Below are 14,907 nucleotides of genomic sequence, written 5' to 3'. Positions count from 1 at the left end.
TAGGCAGGAAATCCGACAAAACGGAGGCCCCGCATGCGCCGCACCGTCGTCCTCGCCGCCACCGCCGCGCTCACCGCCGGGCTGTTGTCCGGTGCTTCCGCCGGTGAAGTCTCCTCGGCCCAGCACCCCGCCGTCTTCGAGACGGTGTTCGCATCGCCGCTCGGGATCGAAGGCCTGACCACCGACGGCCGCGGCAACCTCTACGCCCCGGCCCGCGGCGCCGACCCGTGCCCGGTCTACCGCGTCGCGGCCACCGGCGGCCCGGCCGCCGTCGTCGGCACGATCCCGGCGCCGTGCAGCCCCGCCGGGCTGGCGTTCGACCGCCGTGGCCGGCTGTACGTCGCGAACGGCGAAACCGTGGTGTCGTTCGTGCCGGACGCGGCGAACCCCCCGGCGGCGACGGTGTTCACGAGCGGGGTCCCGGGCGCGAACGGCCTGGCGTTCGACCGGTCGGGCGCGCTCTGGATCTCCGACGGCGGCACCGGCCAGGGCCGGGTCTGGCGGGCGGGCGCGGACGGCGTCGCGCTCGAACAGTTCCGGGTGCAGCCGATGGTCAGCGACGTGCTCCCCGGCGGGATCGGCCGGGACGTGCGTGGCCTGCCACCCGGCACGGTCACGATCACCCCGAACGGCCGGACCGCCGCGGACACCGCGGGTTCGCAGCACATCGTCGCCAACGGCCTGGCGTTCACCGCGGACGGCACGCTGCTCGTGGCGGACACGGCACGCGGCGCGCTCTGGCGCGTGCCGATGGACCGCTCCGGCCGCCCACGCGCGGCGACGGGCTGCGACGTCGCGTTCCCGGCGGACACGCTGTGCCTGGACGACCTCGAGGTGCAGCACCCGTACCTCGAAGGCGCCGACGGGATCGTCCTCGACCGCGCGGGCAACGTCTGGACGGCGGCGAACGAGCGCAACGCGATCGTGCTGGCCCGCCGCGACGGCCGCGTCGTCGAGTACTTCCGCAACCTGGCCGACGCGACGTCGAAGCTGCGCAACGCGGGGCCGCTGGAGTTCCCGACCAGCCCGGTGCTGCTCCCGGACGGCCGTCTGTGCGTCACGAACTCCGACGGCAACCGCCGCGACAACGCCCCGAACACGGCGGGCGAAGCGAACCCCGCGGGCCCGGTGCGGGGGAAGATCTCCTGCGTCCGGGGGTAGACCGCGGACGGGCGGCTGTGCGCATGATGGATCATGCGTTCGAAACTGCTGACCGCCGGGCTGGTCCTGGCGTTGACTGCCGCACTCGGGGGTGTGGCCGCGGCCGACGCGCGTCCTGGGGGACGACCGAAGCTGACGGACCCGCACCCGTGCCCGGGACAGCCGGGCTTCACCTGCTCGACGCTGACCGTGCCGTTCGACCACACCGGCCGCCGGCCGGGCACGCTCGACCTGCCGGTCGCGACGTCCGACAACGTGACCGCGCCGAAGGGCGTGCTGCTGTTCCTCACCGGCGGGCCCGGGCAGGGCGGCGTCGGCACCATCACGCGGATCGCGACCCAACGGCTGCCGGAAGTCGCGAAGGACTACCGGATCGTCATGCTCGACCAGCGCGGGACCGGCGCCGGCGCGCTGAACTGCCCGGAGCTGCAGGCGCAGATCGGCAGTTCGGACATCGCGACGCCGACACGCGATGCGGTCACCGAGTGCGCGCGCATCCTCGGTGACACGGCTCCGCTGTACTCGACCGACCAGACCGTCGCGGACTTCGACCGGCTCCGGCAGGCGCTGGGCGTGCCGAAGATGGTGGTCGACGGCGTCTCGTACGGCTCGTTCACGGCGGCGCGGTACGCGGTCGCGCACCCGGGCAACGTCAGCAAGGTCGTCCTCGACTCCGTGCTGCCGCACCACGCTTCCGCGTCGGACTCCCTCTACCTGACCGGGCTGACGGCCGAGGCCCGCGTGCTGCGCGCGGCGTGCGCGGTGGCCCCGGCCTGCGGTTTCGACCCGGCCGAGGACCTGGCGTGGGTGGTGCGCCACCGAAGCGTGGCCGACGGCGTGAAGATCTTCGACGCGATCGTGGCGTACGAGTTCTCGGACCCGACTTACCGCTCCCCCGACGCGGGCGACGTCATCGGCGCCCTGCACGCGGCGCGCACCGGTTCGCCCGACTGGCTGGATCAGCTGGTTACCGGCTACACGACCGAGGACGTGCCACCGGCGTCCTTCAGCTCGGGCTTGCACGCGGCAACGCTGTGCGCGGACCAGCGTTTCCCGTGGGGCACGTCGTCGACACCGGTCGGATTGCGGCAGCCACTGTTGTCGCTGACCGCGCGTGCACTGCCGGCGTCGGCGACGTGGCCGTACACGACGGAAGTGGCGACGCAGCAGGGCTTCATCCAGGGCTGCTTGCCGTGGCCGGCGGAGCGCGTCGGCTCGAACCCGGCGTCGAAGCTGCCGAACGTCCCGGTGCTGCTGCTGAACGGCGACCGCGACCTGTCGACGCCACTGGAGTGGGCGCGCGAGGAGGCCGCCTTCGCGCCACAAGGAAAACTGGTGATCGTCCCAGGCGAGTCGCACTCGATCCAGAACCGCGAGCGCGGCCACGCAGGCCGGGACGCGGTGATCAGCTTCCTGAAGTAAGGCTCTCGAAGACGGCGTCCCGCACCTCGCCGTCGGCCGGTGACGTCGACGACGAGCTAGCCGACGAGCTGCCCAGGCCCGTGGTAGGTGGCGAACCCACCACGATCGACCTGGACGACGGGAAGATCCACGCGCTTGATCAGCCATCCCACGCAGCCAGGCTACGCCGGGATTTCGGGGTGGAGCTGAGGGGAATCGAACCCCTGACCCCCGCCTTGCAAAGGCGGTGCTCTACCAATTGAGCTACAGCCCCGGGTGCGGGCTGACGCCCGCGGAAAACTCAGTTGTGGGACGCACCCGCCGGCTTGGCCGGGGTGGTGCCGTTGTTCGAGGGGACCGGCGCGGTCGCCTCACGCCACAGGTCGGCCTCGGCCTTGGCCGCCTTGTTGCGCTTCACGACGAACAGGACGCCGCCCGCGATGACCGCGAGTGCCAGCAGCTTCTTCACCGAAGCCCCCTTCTCAGCTTGCTTCCCTTACCCGGCGATGTTACTGCACCGGCGCCGAGCGCCGTCGGGGGCGGTGGTTCCACGTGGAACCACGATTGCGCAGGTAACGCAGGTCACATGTGGAGGGAAATACCGAGGCGGGGTGTCTCGTTATACCCACTGGTCGGTGCGCCCACCGTGTCCCCCGGGCCTCAACCACTGCCTTCGCGGAGTTCCGTCCGGCTGGAGCCGCGAAGCGCCTCATCGCCGAGAGGCGACCGTGGCGCGCATCGACCGTGACCGCTCAGCCCTGCCGGTACATTCTCTTCCCGGCAGGGCTGACCTGTATCCGTGTCGAGAACGCGGTGCCGGCTCCGTCCCAGGGGCACGAGCGGCCACGAGGGCCGCGTGACCAGGGGAGAAACCCATGACAATCCAGCGGCTCGACAACATCGGCCTCGTCGTCCACGACATGGAGGCGGTCATCGCGTTCTTCCTCGAGCTCGGTCTGGAGCTCGAGGGCAAGGCAACGGTCGAGGGCCCGGACGTGGACCGCCTCGTCGCACTCGACGACGTCCGCTGCGACCTGGCGGTGGTGCGAACCCCGGACGGCCACGGCCGGCTCGAACTGATGAAGTTCCACACGCCGGCGTCCCCCGCCACCGCCGAGCCGAACGCCCCGGTCAACACCCCCGGCTTCCGGCGCATCATGTTCGCGGTCGACAACCTCGCCGAAGTCCTGCCCCGGCTGCGACCCCACGGCGCCGAGCTGATGGGCGACCTGGTCGAGTACGAAAACGGCTATCGGCTCGCCTACGTCCGCGGCCCCGAAGGCATCATCATCGCGCTGGCCGAAGAACTCGCCTGAACCGCTGGAAAGGACCCCACGATGGCCACCGCAGACGACCTCGACCGCGCCACGGATTCCCAGTGGGACTGGGTAGCCGAGCAAACCCGCACATACCTGGACTCGGGCGGCACCAAGGGCCACGAGTCGAACGGCGTGTACACGCTGATCCTCGCGACAACGGGCCGCAAGACGGGCACGCCCCGCCGCACGTGCCTGATCTACGGCAAGGCAGGCGACGACTTCGTGGTCGTCGCCTCCAAGGCCGGCGAGGACGAGAACCCGGAGTGGTTCAAGAACCTCCAGGCGAACCCGAGCGTGGGAGTCCAGGTGGGAACCCGCCGCCTGACCGCCCGAGCCCGGGTGGCCACCCCGGCCGAGCGAGGTCCCTTGTGGACCCAGATGGCCGAGATCTTCCCGCTGTACGACGAATACGCGGAGAAGACGGACCGAGAAATCCCGATCGTCCTGCTGACCCCGCAGACTCTTGCCAACCCGGTGCCGTGAACCGGCCGGCGTAACGGGCAGACGATGGCGGGCGACCCCTGAGGCGTTGGAATGCCGCCCACTCGCCTGAGGTCCGAACATGTCGATGCCTGTGGAATTGATCGTGTTGGAACAGCAGAGGATGGCTGCCATCGCAGCGGCGGCACAGGACCGGCGCCGACGGCGGACTGCCTTCCTGCTGTTGATGAACGTGTCGTCGACCGGTGCGCACGACGGAGGCGATGTTCTGCCCGGCAAGACGGACGAGCCTGCGCGATGACCTACGGGACTTTGGCGTTCCGGCGGCACAGGTACACCGGCGTCAAGATCACCGACGATGGAGAGAGCCGCTACGTCAACCGGGAAACCGCGGCGGACTACTACGCGAAGACGGTAATCGAGCCGGCCAACCTCGACTACCAGAGGGAACTGGAGAGGCGCCGAAAGGCCAGATCGAAATTCATGGACTCGGCGGTGATCCACGAGCCCCCGGCGACCTGGAAGGAACGAAAGCGTCTGGCCGGCAGCGAAAGGGTGACCCTGGATGGGGTTGTCCACACCGTGCCGGCCGGCCAGGCGGAACGATTCATCCGGGACGAAACAGCCAGGCGCTTCCCCGCCCTGCCGAAACCGGAGACTGTGCCGTTCGATACCTGGTTCCAGCAGAACTCCGAAGAACGACGGGTGTGGCAAGGCTTGTTCATCACCGCGGACACCACGGAGGCCCTCCCCGGGGAGATCGTGACACTCGATGATCACGGCTACCCGATCAGCGAAGCCCTGGGTGAGCTGAACAAGCGGAAGCAAGAGGGGTGGCGGCTGGTCCACGTGTCCGAGGACCACGGCCTGTACAACGGCGCGGACTCCCACGACGAGGCCTACCTGACCCGCGTTCGGTACCTCTTGGAAAAGGACTGAGACCAGCCACGCCGGTGCAGCGTGAGCCGGCGCACCAGACAAGGGTGGCTCTCGCAGTACCTGTATCACCAGAATCTCCCCGACGTCCAAACCGCCTGTCAGCCTCTTTGAGTCGGCTCCCGGCTACAGAGGAGAAGTAAAAGACCAATGGCGGACAACCTTTTCGATCTGAGTGGGAAACACGCACTTGTCACGGGCGGCACCAAGGGAATCGGGATGATGATCGCGCGTGGCCTTCTGCAGGCGGGCGCTCGAGTCGTCGTCAGCTCACGCAACACAGACACGTGCGCGGAGGCACAGCGGCAGCTTTCCGAATTCGGCGACGTTCAAGCAATTCCCGCCGACCTGTCCAGGTACGAGGAGTGTCGGCGCCTCGCCGATCTTGTCGAGGCCGGCTCGGAACGCCTGGACATCCTCGTCAACAACGCGGGAGCGATGTGGCGCGAGCCGCTGGAGACGTTTCCGAACGAGGCCTGGGACACGGTGATCGACCTCAACCTCAAGTCGCCGTTCTGGCTGGTGCAGGCGCTGCTCCCGGCACTTCGGCGGGCGGGCACCGCCGATGATCCCGCACGGATCGTCAACATCGGCAGTATCGCCGCCATCCACGTCGCCGAGTCGCCCAACTATTCCTACGCCAGCAGCAAGGCGGGACTCCACCAGCTCACCAGGGTGCTCGCCAGGGAACTGGGCCCCCAGCACGTCACGGTGAACGCGGTGGCCCCAGGACCGTTCCCGTCGCAGATGATGGCGTCCACGCTCGAGGCCGTCGGCGACACGATCGCGGCGAAGGCCCCTCTGCGCCGGCTCGGCCGCGACGACGACATGGCCGGTATCGCCGTGTTCCTCGCCGGCCGGGCCGGGTCCTACCTCACGGGCACCGTCATCCCGGTCGACGGCGGCATCGCCACGACCGCATCGGGTACCTAGGCGTCGGGGGTACCCGCAGAACCTCCCTTCACCTGCGGACAGGACCTACCGTGAAGGGATGACCACGATCGATCCGCGCACCGAGATCAAGGAATTCCTGAGCTCCCGTCGCGCGCGGATCACGCCCGAGCGGGCCGGACTGCCCGCCTACGGCGGCAACCGCCGGGTCAAAGGTCTGCGTCGCGAAGAGGTAGCTCTGCTGGCAGGGGTGTCAGTCGACTACTACGTGCGCATGGAACGCGGCAGCCTCACCGGCGCTTCCGACGGGGTGCTCGACGCGCTGGCGGCTGCCTTGCAACTCGACGAGGCCGAGCGCGACCACCTGTTCCACCTCGCGCGGCAGTCCAGGGCACCCGGCGGTCCACGCCGCCGGCGCCCCGCCGCGACGGTGCGTCCGGCGCTTCAGCAGGTGCTCGACGCCATCACCGACGCGCCGGCGTGGATTTGCAACGGCCGCTATGACGTGCTGGCCATGAACCACCTCGCCCGCGCGCTGTATTCACCGGTATTGGCCGACACACGACAGCCGGCGAACACCGCGCGGTTCGTGTACCTGGATCCCAAGGCGGCGGAAACGTTCTTCGTCGACTACGACCGAATCGCCTGCGACGTGGCCGCGAAGCTACGCATGGAAGCCGGCCGCAATCCGCATGACGAGGAACTGATCGCCCTGGTCGGCGAGTTGTCGACGCGCAGTGAACTGTTTCGGCAGCGGTGGGCATCGCAGGACGTTCGGCTCCACCGGTCCGGACGCAAGCGGTTTCACCATCCGGTAGTGGGCCGGCTCGACCTGGACGCCGAGTCGATGGAGCTGCCTACCGACCCCGGCCTGCACCTGACCGTCTACACCGCACCCACCGGCACGCCGACCGCGGACGGTCTGGCCCTGTTGGCATCGTGGGCGGCCGACCAGTCACGCAAAAGCCCGGCTCGCGATATGCGAACCGGGCTTTGACTTGCGTGGGCCTACCAGGACTTGAACCTGGGAGCCCTTCGTTATCAGGGCAAGGCGGGTGGGGACACGAAGACCAAGAGTCACGACGTTCGCTCGCGCTTCCCGGTCGGGCGGTCGATGCCCTGAAGCGACAAAAGCTCCGCCAGAAGCGTCAGCGCGAGTCGGCCGGCGACCGGTGGCAAGAACTCGGGATCGTGTTCGCGTCGGACGTCGGGACGCAGCTCGACACGGCCAACGTCCGGCGCGGCTTCCGACGCATCTTGAAGCTTGCGGGCCTCGAACCGAAGGACTGGACACCGCGTGAGCTGCGCCATAGCTTCGTGTCTCTGCTCTCCGACAGCGGGCTCACCATCGAGGAGATCTCGCGGCTGGTGGGGCACTCGGACACGAAGGTGACCGAACTGGTCTACCGCCACCAGTTGCGGCCGGTGATCCAAGACGGCGCGAAAGCGATGGACGCGATCTTCCCGGATTCGGTGGCGTAGCTACTCCCATCTGACCACCAGGTTCCAAGGGCCGGTTCGACGTTCTCGAACCGGCCCTGACCTGCGGGCCTACCAACCGTCGGTTGCTGCCGGCCCGGACCCTGGGTGTAGCACTGGGTCGTTCGGCGACGACTGATCGTTAGTGATGAAGTGGATGCCGAAGGTCCCCAACCTGCCAGCATTGGACTGGGCGTTAGCGCGCGGAACGCTGGTGCTCAGCGGCGCGGCCCTGCTGGCCGGGATAACGGTGCTGTTCGGGTGGATTGACTGGTTGGCGTTGGGCTGGTGGGCACGCGCTCACGCCGTGCCGCTGGCTCTGTTCGCCGCTGCCGGGGCAGGTATGGCCGCTGCTAGTTGGCGGATGCGTGGGCAGCATGCACCGCGGACGCGGGCATCGGGGATGAGCTGGTGGGCCGTCGTTGGTGCCGCAATCGTGGTGGTCATCGTGGCCTGGGTCGCGACCAACTGGCTACTAGGTGAGGCCACCGCAGCAAAGGACCCCGGCGCCGCGCGGGTCGACGCAATCAAGACCGGTCTAGGCATCGGCGCCGGCACCACGGGCATCTTCGCACTCCTGCTAGCGGTGCGGCGGCAGTGGCACAGCGAGAGTGACGCGACCGAGAAAAACGTCACTGAGCTATACGCCAAGGCCGCCGACCAGCTCGGCTCGGCTGAAGCACCGGTACGCCTGGCTGGCCTCTATGCCCTCGAACGGCTCGCCCACGACAATCCAGGACAACGACAGAGCATCGTCAACGTCATTTGCGCCTACCTGCGCATGCCCCACGCGCCATCCAGCTTGGAACCGGCGAACGACAGCATGGCTGATCAGGAACGAGTCCAGGAACGCGAGGTTCGACTTGCAGGCCAACGAATTCTCACCGATCACCTTGCCCCGCGGAACCGCCGGAAGTTCTGGGACGACATCGACCTCGACTTCACCAACGCGCACCTGATCGACTTCACCTTGAGGGACTGCCGACCGCGGAATTGCCGTTTTGACGGCGCAACCTTCGCCCGGGAGGCGGCGTTCGACAACGCGACTTTCACCGGCGACGCCTCGTTCGACCGCGCGACCTTCACCCGCGGTGCCTCGTTCGACATCGCAACCTTTACCCGGTAACGCCTGGTTCGACGGCGCGATCTTCGCCGGTCAAGCCTGGTTCGGCGAAGCGACCTTCACCCGCGACGCCTCGTTCGCAGATGTCACCTTCACCGACCACGCCTGGTTCAATGAAGCGACTTTCACCGACCACGCCTCGTTCAACGGCGCCACCTTCACCCGCAACGCGGCGTTTGACGTCGCGACCTTCACCGAACGCGTCTCGTTCCGCGGCGCGACCTTCATCCGCAACGCGGATTTCCCCGGCGCGACCTTCGCCGACCACGCCTGGTTTCGCGGCGCGACCTTCGCTCGGAAGGCCCGGTTCGACAACGCGACCTTCAGCGGTCATGCCTCGTTCGACCGCGCGATCTTCACTGGTGATGCCTCGTTCGACCGCGCGACCTTCACAGGTGCTCTCCCGACGATCAATCGAGGAGTCGCAGAGAAAGCTAGGTTTACTAATGTCATACTCACCAGCCATTCGCAGGACCGCAGGACCGTCGCGAGCATCGTCGTGAACGAAAGCGACGTGCACGCAACTGCTGGCGAGACCGACGCTCCCTCAGAGCGGCAGTCACCCACTTGGTCACCCAGGTCACGCAAAAGCCCGGTTCGCGCATGCGCGAACCGGGCTTGACCTGCGTGGGCCTACCAGGACTTGAACCTGGGACCTCTTCGTTATCAGCGAAGCGCTCTAACCGCCTGAGCTATAGGCCCCTGAACGAGGAGAACTTTACAGGACCCCCGAAGGGGCCCTGCAACCGGGTTACTCCCGTTCCGACAGCGTGACTTCGAGGCCGCCCGCGAGGTCGGCTGACACGTTGTAGATGAACGCGCTGACCGTGGCCAGGGCCGACACCAGGACGATGTTGATCGCTCCCAGGATGGCCGCGATGCCGAACACCCGGCCCGCGCTGATCAGCGGCTCCGAGGATGCGTTGGCGCCTTCGCCGCCCACCAGGGACGAGTACGTTCCGTTCAGCTTGTCCCAGACGCCCATGCCGTCGAGGACCGTGTACAGGACGCCGACCGCCACCAGCCAGACGAAGAACATCGCAACGCCCAGTACCAGGGACAGCTTGAGCACCGACCACGGGTCGAAGCGCTTCACCTGCAGTGATGCCCGGCGCGGGCCGCGGCCCGGGCGCCGCAAAGCGCTGGGCCGGGCTCGCTGGGAGGACGCCGAGGGGACGGCGGCCGCGGACGGCTCGCCGCTCGGCGGGGTGTCTCCACTTCCGCCGAACAGGCGAGGCGCCGCGCTGCCGGTCACCACCGGGCGCTGCTCCGGGGAGACCGGCTGGGTCTCCTCGGCCGCCGGCTCGGGTTTGTACAGCGCCTCATCCGTGGCCAGCTTCACCGTTGCCTCGGAGTCGCCGTCCTTGCCGACCCGCTGCCAGGGCGGGCTCGCCGGAGTCCCGTTCGAACCCGCTGCCTCGGGATTCTCGGATGGTGTCACGAAGAGTCAGTCCTTACCCGTGCCGTGGTGACGCCGTCTCACTGCTCCGGCGGCGCCGTCGTTTCTTCGTCCGCTGCTGTCGTCTCGGCCACGGTTTCCGTCACGGCTTCCGCCGTGCCCTCCGCCGTGACTTCGGCTTCCGCGTTGTCGTCGCCATTGGCGACGTCCGAGGGCTCGTCCGCGTTGCGTGCGACCGCGAGAAGAGTGGTTCCTTCGCCGAGATTCATCAGCCGGACCCCCTTCGTCTGCCGCCCTGCCTTGCGCACGTCGCCCGCCGGCGTGCGGATCACGCCGCCGCTCGAGGTGATCGCGTACAGCTCGTCCTCGGCGTCGACGATGAGCGCACCCACCAGCCTGCCACGTTTGCGGTCGTGCTGAATGGTGAGCACACCCTTGCCGCCGCGGCCCTGGACCGGGTAGTCCTCGATCGGCGTCCGCTTGGAGTACCCGCCGTCCGTCGCGACCAGCAGGAACTTGTCCTCCTTGACCACGCTGATGCCGAGCAGCTCGTCACCGTCGTTGAACCGCATGCCCAGCACACCGGACGTCGGGCGGCCCATCGGCCGCAGTGCCTCGTCGGTCGCGTGGAAGCGGATCGACTGGCCTTCGGCCGACACCAGGAGCAGGTCGTCCTCCGCTGACGCCAGCACCGCGCCCACCAGCTCGTCGCCCTCGCGCAGGTTGATGGCGATGAGGCCGCCGGAGCGGTTCGAGTCGAAGTCGGTGAGCTTGGTCTTCTTCACCAGGCCGCGCTGGGTGGCGAGCACCAGGTACGGCGCGACCTCGTAGTTCTTGATCTGGATGACCTGGGCGATCTGCTCGTCCGGCTGGAACGCCATGAGGTTCGCCACGTGCTGGCCGCGTGCGTTGCGGTTGGCCTCGGGCAGCTCGTACGCCTTGGTCCGGTAGACGCGGCCCTTGTTCGTGAAGAACAGCATCCAGTCGTGCGTCGAGCAGACGAAGAAGTGCTGGACGATGTCGTCCTGCTTCAGCGTCGCGCCCTGCACGCCCTTGCCGCCGCGCTTCTGCGAGCGGTACAGGTCGGTTTTCGTTCGCTTGGCGTACCCCGTGCGGGTGATCGTGACGACGACGTCCTCGACGGCGATGAGCTCTTCGTCGGTGACGTCGCCGCTGAAGCCGATGATCTTCGTGCGCCGGTCGTCGCCGTACTTCTCGACGATCGCCATCAGCTCGTCGCGGATGATCGCGCGCTGCCGCTCCGGCTTCTCGAGGATGTCCTTGAGGTCGGCGATCTCCAGCTCGATCTCGGCCAGCTGGTCGATGATCCGCTGGCGCTCCAGGGCGGCCAGGCGCCGCAGCTGCATGTCGAGGATCGCGGTGGCCTGGATCTCGTCGACGTCCAGCAGCTCCATCAGGGCCGGCCGGGCCTCGTCGGCGGACGGCGACCGCCGGATCAGCGCGATGACCTCGTCGAGCATGTCGAGGGCCTTGACGTACCCACGCAGGATGTGGGCCCGCTCTTCGGCCTTCTTCAGGCGGAACCGGGTCCGCCGGACGATGACCTCGACCTGGTGCTTCACGTAGTGCCGGATGATCTGGTCGAGCCGCAGCGTGCGCGGCACGCCGTCGACCAGGGCCAGCATGTTGACGCCGAAGTTCTGCTGCAGCTGGGTGTGCTTGTAGAGGTTGTTCAGCACGACCTTCGCGACCGCGTCGCGCTTGATCGTGACGACGATCCGCATGCCCGAGCGGCTGTTGGACTCGTCGGCGATGTCGGCGATGCCGGTGAGCTTGCCGTCGCGGACGAGGTTCGCGATGTTCTCGACCAGGTTGTCCGGGTTGACCTGGTACGGCAACTCGGACACGACCAGGATCGTGCGGCCCTTCGCGTCCTCTTCGACCTCGACGACCGCGCGCATCCGGATCGAGCCGCGGCCGGTGCGGTAGGCGTCCTCGATGCCGGACGTGCCGAGGATCATCGCCCGGGTCGGGAAGTCCGGGCCCTTGACGCGCACCAGCAGCGCGGCCAGCAGCTCGTCGTCGGTCGCCTCCGGGTTCTCCAATGCCCAGACGACGCCTTCGGAGACCTCGCGCAGGTTGTGCGGCGGGATGTTGGTCGCCATCCCGACCGCGATCCCGGAACCGCCGTTGACCAGCAGGTTCGGGAACCGCGACGGCAGGACGTCCGGCTCCTGCGTGCGGCCGTCGTAGTTGTCGGAGAAGTCGACGGTGTCTTCTTCGATGTCGGCCAGCATCTGCATGGCCAGCGGCGCGAGCCGGGACTCCGTGTACCGCATGGCGGCCGCGGGGTCGTTGCCCGACGAGCCGAAGTTGCCCTGGCCGTCGATCAGCGGGTACCGCAGCGACCACGGCTGGGCGAGCCGGACCAGCGCGTCGTAGATCGCCGAGTCACCGTGTGGGTGGTAGTTGCCCATGACGTCGCCGACGACGCGGGAGCACTTGTTGTACCCGCGGTCCGGCCGGAAACCGGAGTCGAACATCGAGTACAGGATCCGGCGGGCGACCGGCTTGAGGCCGTCCCGCACGTCCGGCAGCGCCCGCGACACGATGACGCTCATCGCGTAGTCGATGTAGGAGCGCTGCATCTCCTGCTGGATGTCGACCGGCTCGATCCGGTCGTGTTCCGGAGCCGGCGGCAGAGTTTCCGTCATGAGGTCCTTCTCGAGTGGAGAGTCCTAGCGGGACAAAGAGCGGGGGAACGCCTACACGTCCAGGAAGCGCACGTCCTTGGCGTTGCGCGTGATGAACGACCGGCGGGCCTCGACGTCCTCGCCCATCAGGACCGAGAACAGCTCGTCCGCCTGGGCGGCGTCGTCCATCGTGACCTGGCCCAGCAGCCGGTTCGCCGGGTCCATCGTGGTCTCCCACAGCTCTTCGGCGTTCATCTCGCCGAGACCCTTGTAGCGCTGGATCGCGTCGTCCTTCGGGAGCCGCTTGCCGGCCTCGACACCCGCCTGGATGACGGCGTCGCGCTCGCGGTCGGAGTACGCGTACTCCGGCTCCGCCCGCGGCCACTTGATCTTGTACAGCGGCGGCCGCGACAGGAAGACGTGGCCGTGCTCGATCAGCGGCGCCATGAAGCGGAACAGCAGGGTGAGCAGCAGCGTGGTGATGTGCTGGCCGTCGACGTCGGCGTCGGCCATCAGCACGATCTTGTGGTAGCGCAGCTTCGACAGGTCGAACTCGTCGTGGATGCCGGTGCCCAGCGCGGTGATCAGCGACTGGACCTCGGTGTTCTTGAGGACGCGGTCGATGCGGGCCTTCTCGACGTTGATGATCTTGCCGCGGATCGGCAGGATCGCCTGGTACATCGAGTCGCGGCCTTCCTTGGCCGAGCCGCCGGCCGAGTCGCCCTCCACGATGTAGAGCTCGCACTCCGCCGGGTTGGTCGAGCGGCAGTCCTTGAGCTTGCCGGGCAGGCCGCCGATCTCCAGCGCGCCCTTGCGGCGGACGAGGTCACGCGCCTTGCGCGCGGCCATCCGGGCCTGCGCCGAGGAGATCGACTTGTTGATGATCGTCTTGGCCTCGGTGGGGTTGCGCTCGAACCAGTCCGCCAGCCACTCGTTCGACTGCTGCTGCACGAACGTCTTGGCCTCGCTGTTGCCCAGCTTGGTCTTGGTCTGGCCCTCGAACTGCGGCTCGCCCAGCTTGATCGAGACGATCGCGGCGAGACCCTCGCGCACGTCGTCACCGGTCAGGTTGGCGTCCTTCTCCTTGAGCAGCTTCTTGTCGCGCGCGTAGGAGTTGACGACGCGGGTCAGCGCGGCGCGGAAGCCCTCTTCGTGGGTGCCGCCCTCGTGCGTGTTGATCGTGTTGGCGAACGTGTAGACCGACGGCGTGAAGCCGGTGTTCCACTGCATCGCGACCTCGACCTCGAGGCCGGTGCCCTTCGCGTCGAAGGAGATCACGCTGGGGTGGATCGGGTCCTTGCTGCCGTTGATGTGCTTGACGAAGTCCTCGAGCCCGCCCGGGTAGCAGTAGACCTTCTCCTTGACGCGGGCGACCTTGCCTTCGGCGTCTTCCTCGGTCTCCTCGTCGGCGACGCGCTCGTCGCGCAGGGACAGCGTCAGCCCCTTGTTGAGGAACGCCATCTCCTGGAGGCGGCGCGAGATCGTCTCGAAGTTGTACGTCGTGGTCTCGAAGATGCCGCCGTCGGCCCAGAACGTCATCGTCGTCCCGGTCTCGGTCGCCGGGCCGAGGTCTTCGAGGGGCCCCGGGATCTGGTCGGTGTACAGCTGGCGCCAGCTGCGGCCGCCGTACTTGACCTCGGCGAGCAGCTTCGTCGACAGCGCGTTCACCACGGAGATGCCGACGCCGTGCAGGCCGCCGGACACCGCGTAGGAGTCGCTGTCGAACTTGCCGCCCGCGTGCAGCTGGGTGAGCACGACCTCGATGGTCGGCTTGTTCTCCTTGGGGTGCATGTCGACCGGGATGCCGCGGCCGTCGTCGACGACGCGCACCCCGCCGTCGGCGAGGAGGGTAACCTCTACCTTGGTGGCGTACCCGGCCATGGCTTCGTCGACCGAGTTGTCGACGACTTCCTGGACGAGGTGGTGCAGCCCGCGTTCACCGGTGGAACCGATGTACATACCGGGGCGCTTGCGGACCGCTTCGAGGCCTTCGAGCACCGTGATCGACGACGCGTTGTACTCGCTCTTGTTCTCGGTCACCGGCGTTGTTTCTCCTCGTCTCGCCCGAGCGGACACTCGCTCCCTTCCAGTGTACTTGGCCGC

15 protein-coding genes and 2 tRNA genes are annotated in these 14,907 nt (G+C 67.9%); 11 read left to right on the top strand and 6 right to left on the bottom strand.

The genetic code is table 11. The annotated features are described in order from the left end of the window. Positions 1-33 precede the first annotated feature (33 nt). Both QSK39_RS12175 and QSK39_RS12170 read left to right on the top strand, forming a co-directional pair. Entirely contained in the window at positions 34-1,161 is a 1,128-nt protein-coding gene (locus QSK39_RS12175; RefSeq protein WP_285477703.1) for an SMP-30/gluconolactonase/LRE family protein, read from the top strand. A 33-nt stretch (positions 1,162-1,194) separates the two neighbouring features. Continuing rightward, a complete protein-coding gene (locus QSK39_RS12170) occupies positions 1,195-2,583 on the top strand; it encodes an alpha/beta fold hydrolase (RefSeq protein ID WP_285477702.1) in 1,389 nt (462 codons plus the stop codon). 180 nt (positions 2,584-2,763) lie between these two features. Here the strand turns inward: QSK39_RS12170 and QSK39_RS12165 are convergent. Together QSK39_RS12165 and QSK39_RS12160 are read right to left on the bottom strand one after the other, a co-directional pair. Then, positions 2,764-2,836 (bottom strand) — tRNA-Ala (locus QSK39_RS12165). A 27-nt stretch (positions 2,837-2,863) separates the two neighbouring features. Continuing rightward, entirely contained in the window at positions 2,864-3,031 is a 168-nt protein-coding gene (locus QSK39_RS12160) for a DLW-39 family protein (protein WP_086679331.1), read from the bottom strand. 406 nt (positions 3,032-3,437) lie between these two features. Here QSK39_RS12160 and QSK39_RS12155 point away from each other — a divergent pair, with 406 nt between their 5' ends. The 9 genes from QSK39_RS12155 to QSK39_RS12115 all read left to right on the top strand — a co-directional run bounded on the left by QSK39_RS12155 (position 3,438) and on the right by QSK39_RS12115 (position 9,373). Then, positions 3,438-3,878: a VOC family protein gene (locus tag QSK39_RS12155; RefSeq protein ID WP_285477701.1), complete on the top strand. Its 441-nt coding sequence runs from the start codon at positions 3,438-3,440 to the stop codon at positions 3,876-3,878. Positions 3,879-3,899: 21 nt separating this feature from the next. Further along, entirely contained in the window at positions 3,900-4,364 is a 465-nt protein-coding gene (locus QSK39_RS12150) for a nitroreductase family deazaflavin-dependent oxidoreductase (protein WP_285477700.1), read from the top strand. Positions 4,365-4,443: 79 nt separating this feature from the next. After that, entirely contained in the window at positions 4,444-4,623 is a 180-nt protein-coding gene (locus QSK39_RS12145; protein ID WP_285477699.1) for a hypothetical protein, read from the top strand. Beyond that, on the top strand, positions 4,620-5,261 hold the full coding sequence (locus QSK39_RS12140) for a hypothetical protein (protein ID WP_285477698.1): 642 nt from the start codon (positions 4,620-4,622) through the stop codon (positions 5,259-5,261). Before QSK39_RS12145 ends, QSK39_RS12140 begins: the two co-directional genes overlap by 4 nt. A gap of 147 nt (positions 5,262-5,408) precedes the next feature. Then, positions 5,409-6,191 (top strand): SDR family oxidoreductase, encoded by a 783-nt coding sequence (locus QSK39_RS12135; protein WP_285477697.1) that lies wholly within the window; start codon positions 5,409-5,411, stop codon positions 6,189-6,191. A gap of 58 nt (positions 6,192-6,249) precedes the next feature. Further along, complete coding sequence (locus QSK39_RS12130) at positions 6,250-7,146, top strand: MmyB family transcriptional regulator (protein ID WP_285477696.1); 897 nt, start codon at positions 6,250-6,252, stop codon at positions 7,144-7,146. Then, entirely contained in the window at positions 7,089-7,631 is a 543-nt protein-coding gene (locus QSK39_RS12125; protein WP_353051043.1) for a site-specific integrase, read from the top strand. The genes QSK39_RS12130 and QSK39_RS12125 overlap by 58 nt, the downstream gene beginning before the upstream one ends. A gap of 145 nt (positions 7,632-7,776) precedes the next feature. Beyond that, positions 7,777-8,754, top strand: a complete 978-nt coding sequence (locus tag QSK39_RS12120) for a pentapeptide repeat-containing protein (protein ID WP_285477694.1) — start codon at positions 7,777-7,779, stop codon at positions 8,752-8,754. Next, entirely contained in the window at positions 8,720-9,373 is a 654-nt protein-coding gene (locus QSK39_RS12115; protein WP_285477693.1) for a pentapeptide repeat-containing protein, read from the top strand. Before QSK39_RS12120 ends, QSK39_RS12115 begins: the two co-directional genes overlap by 35 nt. Positions 9,374-9,379: 6 nt before the next feature. Here QSK39_RS12115 and QSK39_RS12110 read toward each other — a convergent pair. The 4 genes from QSK39_RS12110 to gyrB form a co-directional block, all read right to left on the bottom strand. Beyond that, positions 9,380-9,453: transfer RNA gene (locus QSK39_RS12110), tRNA-Ile, on the bottom strand. 49 nt (positions 9,454-9,502) lie between these two features. Beyond that, positions 9,503-10,192, bottom strand: coding sequence for a DUF3566 domain-containing protein (locus QSK39_RS12105; RefSeq protein WP_285477692.1), 690 nt, complete (start codon positions 10,190-10,192; stop codon positions 9,503-9,505). A gap of 38 nt (positions 10,193-10,230) precedes the next feature. Beyond that, complete coding sequence (gene gyrA / locus QSK39_RS12100; RefSeq protein ID WP_285477691.1) at positions 10,231-12,825, bottom strand: DNA gyrase subunit A; 2,595 nt, start codon at positions 12,823-12,825, stop codon at positions 10,231-10,233. 51 nt (positions 12,826-12,876) lie between these two features. After that, positions 12,877-14,844, bottom strand: a complete 1,968-nt coding sequence (gene gyrB, locus QSK39_RS12095) for a DNA topoisomerase (ATP-hydrolyzing) subunit B (RefSeq protein ID WP_285477690.1) — start codon at positions 14,842-14,844, stop codon at positions 12,877-12,879. Positions 14,845-14,907: the final 63 nt, after the last annotated feature.

Source organism: Amycolatopsis sp. NBRC 101858 (genome assembly GCF_030269325.1).
Taxonomy (GTDB): domain Bacteria; phylum Actinomycetota; class Actinomycetes; order Mycobacteriales; family Pseudonocardiaceae; genus Amycolatopsis; species Amycolatopsis ponsaeliensis.
Note: the sequence above shows the minus strand (reverse complement) of the source record. Positions and strands in the feature narration are given on the sequence as shown.